This window comes from Hydrogenophaga sp. LT287, assembly GCF_055702805.1.
Map to the genome: position 1 here is coordinate 1 of NZ_JBVPZC010000059.1, position 7,021 is coordinate 7,021.

The 7,021-nt window shown below is 59.4% G+C and carries 5 protein-coding genes and 3 pseudogenes; 2 read left to right on the plus strand and 6 right to left on the minus strand.

What is annotated here, in order from left to right; genetic code table 11:
* Nucleotides 1-1,455: pseudogene (locus tag AC0GNR_RS19195) on the minus strand (Tn3-like element IS1071 family transposase); the annotation flags it as partial.
* A gap of 95 nt (nt 1,456-1,550) precedes the next feature.
* On the opposite strand from AC0GNR_RS19195, the gene AC0GNR_RS19200 reads away from it, so the two are divergent.
* Nucleotides 1,551-2,096 carry an integrase core domain-containing protein gene (locus AC0GNR_RS19200; protein WP_472902361.1) on the plus strand — a complete coding sequence of 182 codons (546 nt, stop codon included), beginning with the start codon at nt 1,551-1,553 and terminating at the stop codon, nt 2,094-2,096.
* Between the two features lie 103 nt (nt 2,097-2,199).
* On the opposite strand, the gene AC0GNR_RS19205 is transcribed toward AC0GNR_RS19200, so the two are convergent.
* The 4 genes from AC0GNR_RS19205 to AC0GNR_RS19220 form a co-directional block, all read right to left on the minus strand.
* Nucleotides 2,200-3,258 carry a YeiH family protein gene (locus AC0GNR_RS19205; protein WP_472902362.1) on the minus strand — a complete coding sequence of 353 codons (1,059 nt, stop codon included), beginning with the start codon at nt 3,256-3,258 and terminating at the stop codon, nt 2,200-2,202.
* A complete protein-coding gene (locus AC0GNR_RS19210; RefSeq protein ID WP_472902363.1) occupies nt 3,255-3,392 on the minus strand; it encodes a hypothetical protein in 138 nt (45 codons plus the stop codon). Before AC0GNR_RS19210 ends, AC0GNR_RS19205 begins: the two co-directional genes overlap by 4 nt.
* A gap of 55 nt (nt 3,393-3,447) precedes the next feature.
* The gene (locus tag AC0GNR_RS19215; protein ID WP_472902364.1) at nt 3,448-4,389 is read right to left on the minus strand and encodes a LysR family transcriptional regulator; all 942 of its coding nucleotides are present in this window, start codon (nt 4,387-4,389) and stop codon (nt 3,448-3,450) included.
* 243 nt (nt 4,390-4,632) lie between these two features.
* Nucleotides 4,633-5,256, minus strand: coding sequence for a TSUP family transporter (locus AC0GNR_RS19220; protein ID WP_472902365.1), 624 nt, complete (start codon nt 5,254-5,256; stop codon nt 4,633-4,635).
* Between AC0GNR_RS19220 and AC0GNR_RS19225 the strand changes: the two are divergent.
* Nucleotides 5,137-5,478 (plus strand): annotated as a pseudogene (locus tag AC0GNR_RS19225) (IS5 family transposase); the annotation flags it as partial. The gene AC0GNR_RS19220 and the pseudogene AC0GNR_RS19225 sit on opposite strands and share 120 nt — an antisense overlap.
* Here AC0GNR_RS19225 and AC0GNR_RS19230 read toward each other — a convergent pair.
* Nucleotides 5,476-6,930 (minus strand): annotated as a pseudogene (locus AC0GNR_RS19230) (Tn3-like element IS1071 family transposase); the annotation flags it as partial. The pseudogenes AC0GNR_RS19225 and AC0GNR_RS19230 overlap by 3 nt on opposite strands.
* Nucleotides 6,931-7,021: the final 91 nt, after the last annotated feature.

Genomic DNA, 7,021 nt, shown 5'->3' on the forward strand with positions numbered 1-7,021 from the left:
CTCTGCCTGCCAACGCTCGTCCGTGAAGAACAAGCGCGCACGACCCCGAAAGCTCAGGCTGTGCTCAATCCAGACCGAGCCATTGCGCACCGCGCGGCGCAGGGCAAACAGGGTGGCCACCTCCAACGCCTGAAACGCCCGTTCCCGGTCTGGGCTGGAGATCGAAACCTGCCAGATCATTCCCAGACTTGGTGCCACCACTTCAACTGGCAGCTTTCTGGATCCTTTGAGATATAAAGCTTGCAGCTTGGCAAGGTACTCGATGGCAGGATGCTCGCCGGTGGCCTGCCAGGGCAGCTTTGCAATGGCGACGAGCAACGACCGCACGGGGCGAATTCCATCAATCAATCCCTCGCGGACCAGGGAGGCCCTGCTCGGTGGTTTGCGTTTCTGGGTTTCGGTGATCAAGGCTTCAAGACGGGCACGCAACTCAGCATCTGGCACCGCACCTTGCGCGCTCAAGGCAACAAGTTCGCCGAGCAGCGTTTTGTACATTGCGGCCCAATTGACGGTAGCGGGGACATCGGCGGCAGCCTGACGCCACAGATCGGCGATCCGGCGCTGCACCATAAGGATCAACTGGTCTGTGGTGGTGAACAGGCAATACCGAAGAAAGCATGCGACCTCCACGGTGCGCGCTGGCTCTTTGATCTTGGCTCCGGCTGAGGGCGGCCTGGAGACAAGTCGGCGCGCGTAGCGGCGCAAGATGAGATCGGGGATGTCTGCCAGGTGCTTATGAACGTCCAGCGTGTAAAGCAGGTCGATGCGCTCCAGTACCTCGCTGATTTGGCGGGTTGAGTGTTTCGCCGGTGCAGCCCATAGCCAACTCTGCTGGGTTTGTCCATCTGGGCGCAGCTCTGAAACTGAGGCTCGCCAGCGATCAAGTGTTGCTGGATCAACGCTGGCGGCGATGGCGGTGCCTGTTTCAACTTCAAGCTGGGCAAGTGCCGCCGCAATCAGTGTCCGAATTGCCCGCTCGTGCACGATCACCAGCTTGTTCTTGTACAGCCATTGACGCGCCCGCACGAGTAGCTGATCGCGGTCGGCGCAGCGCGCCACTTCGTCGCGCAGTTCACGTACCAGTGAGCGGCGCTGGTGCTCGCTCATCCACTGGAATCCAAGGACCGTGCAGGCTACTTGTTGGTGATCGAATAGCGTGCGCCCGCGTTCATACATGGCTCTCAGCGAGGCGACTTCTGGTGCTGCAATGCCAAGCTCGTTGCCAAGGTGGCGCCACAAGGCTACTGGAATTACCCGAAAGGCACCGAGCAAACGCCCACTCATGCGCAGGAAACCAATATGGAGCGCCAGACCAAGCTTGTGGGAATCACCTCGGCGTGCATTGATTGCGTCGCGCTCGGCACCATCGAAGGTGAAAAATGCCTTCATCTCGAAGTCGCTGATATCGCGGGGGAGCCCACGCATCCCCAAAAACGTTGTGTGCCAACCCTGCATCGTGAACCTCAAAAGTGGGAGGCCACCATACCCGTTTACAAAGCGAACAGGAAAGTCAATGAAATCAACGGTCTACCCAGACCACCCCCGCGCCAGTGCTAGCTTTGCGTACCGTCACTTATTGCACTGAAAACGAGGAGACCCCATTCCGTGTGCTCAAGGTGATCGATCAGTGGAGTCACGAGAGCGTTTCTCTAGAGGCCAACTTCCGGCTCACTGGCCGGTGCGTCAGCAACGCACTTGACGAGGCTGCGCTGGAACGAGGATGGCCCAAGGCAATCACGGTGGACAACGGGACGGAGTTCACGTCCAAGGCGCTCGAGGAATGGGCCTGGCGACGGGGCGTGAAGCTCGACTACACACGGCCCGGAAAGCCCACGGACTACAGGCTCATCGAGTCATTCAACGGTAGGCTACGAGATGAGTTTCTCAACGTCAACGAATTCATTGCGATGCAGGATGCGCGGGAGAAATTGAAGACTTGGCAGCATGACTACAACCATCATCGCCCGCATGGCTCGCTCGGCCACCTCACCCCGAGCGAGCTCGTCAAAAAGAGGTCAAATCAAACAGCAAAAAGCCGCCCAACTCCAGTTTGCACATGTCCGGATATGGGGGAGACGTCACTTGCTAGGCTTTAGCGCGAATCTGGCGCACGAAGGCGTTCGGCTTCAGCGCCAAGACCAAATGTATTGCGAGGGAAGGTGCGCCCAAGCGCTCGTCGCGATTTGAGCGAGTGATCCTTCAGAAATGGCCCAGCTCGCGAGCGTAGATCGCCAGCAGCACAAAGGCTGCCATCCAGACAGTTTCAACCACCAACAGGGTAAACGGTTTCCAGCCGGATTTGGCCAGTTCCTGGAATGAGGTCTTGATGCCCAGCGCGGAAATCGCAACCACCAGACACAGGCGTGAGAGATCGTTCATCCCCTTGCCCACCTCGGTCGGCACGAAACCAAGCGAGTTGATCCCCACCAAGAAAACGAACACCCAAAGGAACCACGGCACCAGAGGCTGCTTTTTGATGGCAGTCAGACCGCCGGCTGCTGACCTGTCATGCTCAAGCTGCTCTCGCTCTGTCTTGAACATGGTCGAAACCACCACCACCACCACCGCCAGCATGGCGACGCGGAACAGCTTGACGATGGTCGCGTAGTCACCGGTTGGGTGATCGATGGTGTAGCCCGCGCCGACCACCTGAGCCACGTCGTGGATGGTGCCACCCAGGAACAGACCCGCCAGTTCGGGCGGTAGTTTGAGTGCGACTGCAATCAGTGGGTAGAAAACCATGGCCACGGTGGACAGCACCGTCACCGTCACCACCACGGTCAGGGTGAAACGTTCGCTTTCCTTGTTATGCGGCAACACCGACGAGATCGCCAATGCCGCCGAGGCGCCGCAAATTGCAACTGAACCGCCAGAGAGCACGCCTTGGGCTGGATTCAGTCCCAGACGTTTGCCCAGGAAATAGCCCACCAGCATAGTGGTGACCACCGCAACGATTACGATCGCCGCAGTCGACCAGCCCAGACCAGCGATCTGCGTGGCGGTAATGCGCGCGCCGAGCAAGCCCACGCCTAGACGCAACACGGTGCGCGAGCAGAAATCAATGCCGGGCTTGGCTTTGGGGTCTGCGCTCAGGTAATGAAATGCGACGCCGAAAAACAGCGCGTAGAGCAGCTGCGGGCCACCGTGCAGGGTCGAAACCAGGGTGGCGGCCATGGCCACCACGCCGGCCAGCATCGTGCCGGGCAGCACATTCATGGCGAACTTCACCGGTTGAAACCCGTTGGCAGCGGTGCTCATGCTTTGGCTCCTCTACCGTCTATGCTCACCAGGTCAGCCAACGAGCCGCCGAGCACCGCGAAGGTGATTTGACCGTTGCCGTGCCTATGAAAACCATTCGGAACGGTGGTGCGCGGGTGATCGGGGATGTTCACAATGATCTCCTGGCCAACAAGGGCCGTTTCAATGGCTGCGCCGAGCGACTTGAAGTCACAGGGGCAAGTGGTTTATGGACCCGGCCCTTTGGGTCGATTCGGTTTCTGCGTCGCCGACGGCTTGACCCAACTGCACCTGTCGCTCGAGCTCCGCAAAAACGATGTCGATCAGGAGCGCTTTTTCGCAGTCGTGGCGCGACAGCAAACCGAGCAGCCGAGGTGCAGCAGGTGGATTGAGCGAGACGCACTTGAGATCGAGCATGTGCGGCGGCGGCACGCAGCGTCTCGGGACAATGGATACCCCCAACCCGTAATGCACCATCATGTCTATCGATTCGAGCGTGTCCAGCTCCATGCTCTCGCGGACACGGATCTTGCGCTCCGCGAGCCAGGTCTCAATCTGCTGACCCACCCAGGCCCGTCGATTGAACCGGATGAACGGGTGGTTCTGCAACAGGGCGCAGGCATCGTCCTCAATCGCGTCGGGGGGCGCAATCACGATGAGCTCTTCTTTAGCAAATACCCTCCAGGTCAGATGCCCTTGAAGGTTTGCCGGCCAACTCAGAATCGCTGCATCAAGAAAACCGCGTTCGACCTGCGGCAGCAGTTCAGCCGACAAGCCAGGAACGATCCGGATATGCAGCCCACTGTAGATTTCCTTCAACGCCTTGACCGCCCTTGGCATCAGCCCGGTCATGGTCGTTGGCACCGCACCGATGGTGATTTCATCATGCAGGGTGAAGTCACCGCCCAGCGCGCTGATCATGCCACCGTAGGCCTTGACCACCTCGCGCGCCTTGGGAACCAAGGCGTGACCCAGAGGAGTTAGTCCAGGCGTTCGCTTGTTGCGATCGAACAGCACCACGCCGAGCTCGGTCTCCAAAGCTTTCATTTGTTGGCTCACGGCCGCCGGCGTGAGGAAGACAGCCCCTGCAGCTTTCGCAAAGGTGCCCAGTTCAGCCACGGCGATGAGGGTCTTTAATTGACGTAGTGACATACTTCAAACCATATCAGGGCTGCGCTCTCGCTCCCCAACGCGGCAACAAGATTCGCTCGATATTATGGAAGGTCAGGTTCTCCATGAGCAGGCCAATCAAGTTCACAGTGAACAAGCCGAGACCGCCCGAGCCGTAACTGACCCAGAAGGTTGTTGGCTCCAGTTGACATGCAACGGAAAGCCGCAGCCCAATTGCGCCATGGCCACGCGCAGACTCCGAAAGAAACAATGGCGTCATCATAGTTACGACGTCAAACCACGGAACAGCGCGCTCGCGCCCGCCGCTGCAAGCAACAGGAGGACGAGCTTCTTCTGCAGCGCTTGTGGTACACGGGTCCTGAGCTTCGATCCGACAAACGCTCCCAGCAGTGCAATCGGCAGCAATGCAGCGGCGATCATCAGGATGGAACCTTGGGAGTAGAACCCGGCGCTGCCGAAGGTCACAACGCGCGTGATGCCGCTGATCAAAATAACCACAGCAATGGTCGCTCGAAACCTGTCGACGTCGGTAAGCTGTCGCGCCAGGTAGATCGTGTAAATCGGTCCGCCTGTACCAAAGAGCGCGCTGAACACTCCACCGACCAAGCCGAAAGGCCTCGCCCAGAAGGGGTGAAGCGAAGGTCTCGGCATCGCTTGCGCAGCCAAGAGCCCTCGCGCGCAAACGGCCAGCACGAATACGCCAAGGGCAATCAGCGGCCACCTCGTACCGAGCTTGTCGAGCAAGATGGTCCCCAACGCTATCTGGCGTGCGAGGAGGCTCTGTATGACAGTGCCAGTCTGCGCCGCTTTGTGGGGATTGACCTGGGCCGCGAACGCGTGCCCGACGCCACCACGCTGCTGAAGTTTCGCAAACTGCTCAATGAGCAAAAACTGGGTGAAGCCCTGTTTGCCAAGGTAGGCCAGCAATTGCAGGAGCGCGGCTTCAAGGTCAACACCGGCACCATCGTGGATGCCACGATCATCGCAGCGCCCAGCTCCACCAAGAACGCCGACAAGGCGCGCGACCCCGATATGCACCAGACACGCAAAGGCCAGCAATGGTATTTCGGCATGAAGCTGCACATTGGCGTGGACAGCCAAAGCGGGCTCTGCCTGCCAACGCTCGTCCGTGAAGAACAAGCGCGCACGACCCCGAAAGCTCAGGCTGTGCTCAATCCAGACCGAGCCATTGCGCACCGCGCGGCGCAGGGCAAACAGGGTGGCCACCTCCAACGCCTGAAACGCCCGTTCCCGGTCTGGGCTGGAGATCGAAACCTGCCAGATCATTCCCAGACTTGGTGCCACCACTTCAACTGGCAGCTTTCTGGATCCTTTGAGATATAAAGCTTGCAGCTTGGCAAGGTACTCGATGGCAGGATGCTCGCCGGTGGCCTGCCAGGGCAGCTTTGCAATGGCGACGAGCAACGACCGCACGGGGCGAATTCCATCAATCAATCCCTCGCGGACCAGGGAGGCCCTGCTCGGTGGTTTGCGTTTCTGGGTTTCGGTGATCAAGGCTTCAAGACGGGCACGCAACTCAGCATCTGGCACCGCACCTTGCGCGCTCAAGGCAACAAGTTCGCCGAGCAGCGTTTTGTACATTGCGGCCCAATTGACGGTAGCGGGGACATCGGCGGCAGCCTGACGCCACAGATCGGCGATCCGGCGCTGCACCATAAGGATCAACTGGTCTGTGGTGGTGAACAGGCAATACCGAAGAAAGCATGCGACCTCCACGGTGCGCGCTGGCTCTTTGATCTTGGCTCCGGCTGAGGGCGGCCTGGAGACAAGTCGGCGCGCGTAGCGGCGCAAGATGAGATCGGGGATGTCTGCCAGGTGCTTATGAACGTCCAGCGTGTAAAGCAGGTCGATGCGCTCCAGTACCTCGCTGATTTGGCGGGTTGAGTGTTTCGCCGGTGCAGCCCATAGCCAACTCTGCTGGGTTTGTCCATCTGGGCGCAGCTCTGAAACTGAGGCTCGCCAGCGATCAAGTGTTGCTGGATCAACGCTGGCGGCGATGGCGGTGCCTGTTTCAACTTCAAGCTGGGCAAGTGCCGCCGCAATCAGTGTCCGAATTGCCCGCTCGTGCACGATCACCAGCTTGTTCTTGTACAGCCATTGACGCGCCCGCACGAGTAGCTGATCGCGGTCGGCGCAGCGCGCCACTTCGTCGCGCAGTTCACGTACCAGTGAGCGGCGCTGGTGCTCGCTCATCCACTGGAATCCAAGGACCGTGCAGGCTACTTGTTGGTGATCGAATAGCGTGCGCCCGCGTTCATACATGGCTCTCAGCGAGGCGACTTCTGGTGCTGCAATGCCAAGCTCGTTGCCAAGGTGGCGCCACAAGGCTACTGGAATTACCCGAAAGGCACCGAGCAAACGCCCACTCATGCGCAGGAAACCAATATGGAGCGCCAGACCAAGCTTGTGGGAATCACCTCGGCGTGCATTGATTGCGTCGCGCTCGGCACCATCGAAGGTGAAAAATGCCTTCATCTCGAAGTCGCTGATATCGCGGGGGAGCCCACGCATCCCCAAAAACGTTGTGTGCCAACCCTGCATCGTGAACCTCAAAAGTGGGAGGCCACCATACCCGTTTACAAAGCGAACAGGAAAGTCAATGAAATCAACGGTCTACCCAGACCACCCCCGC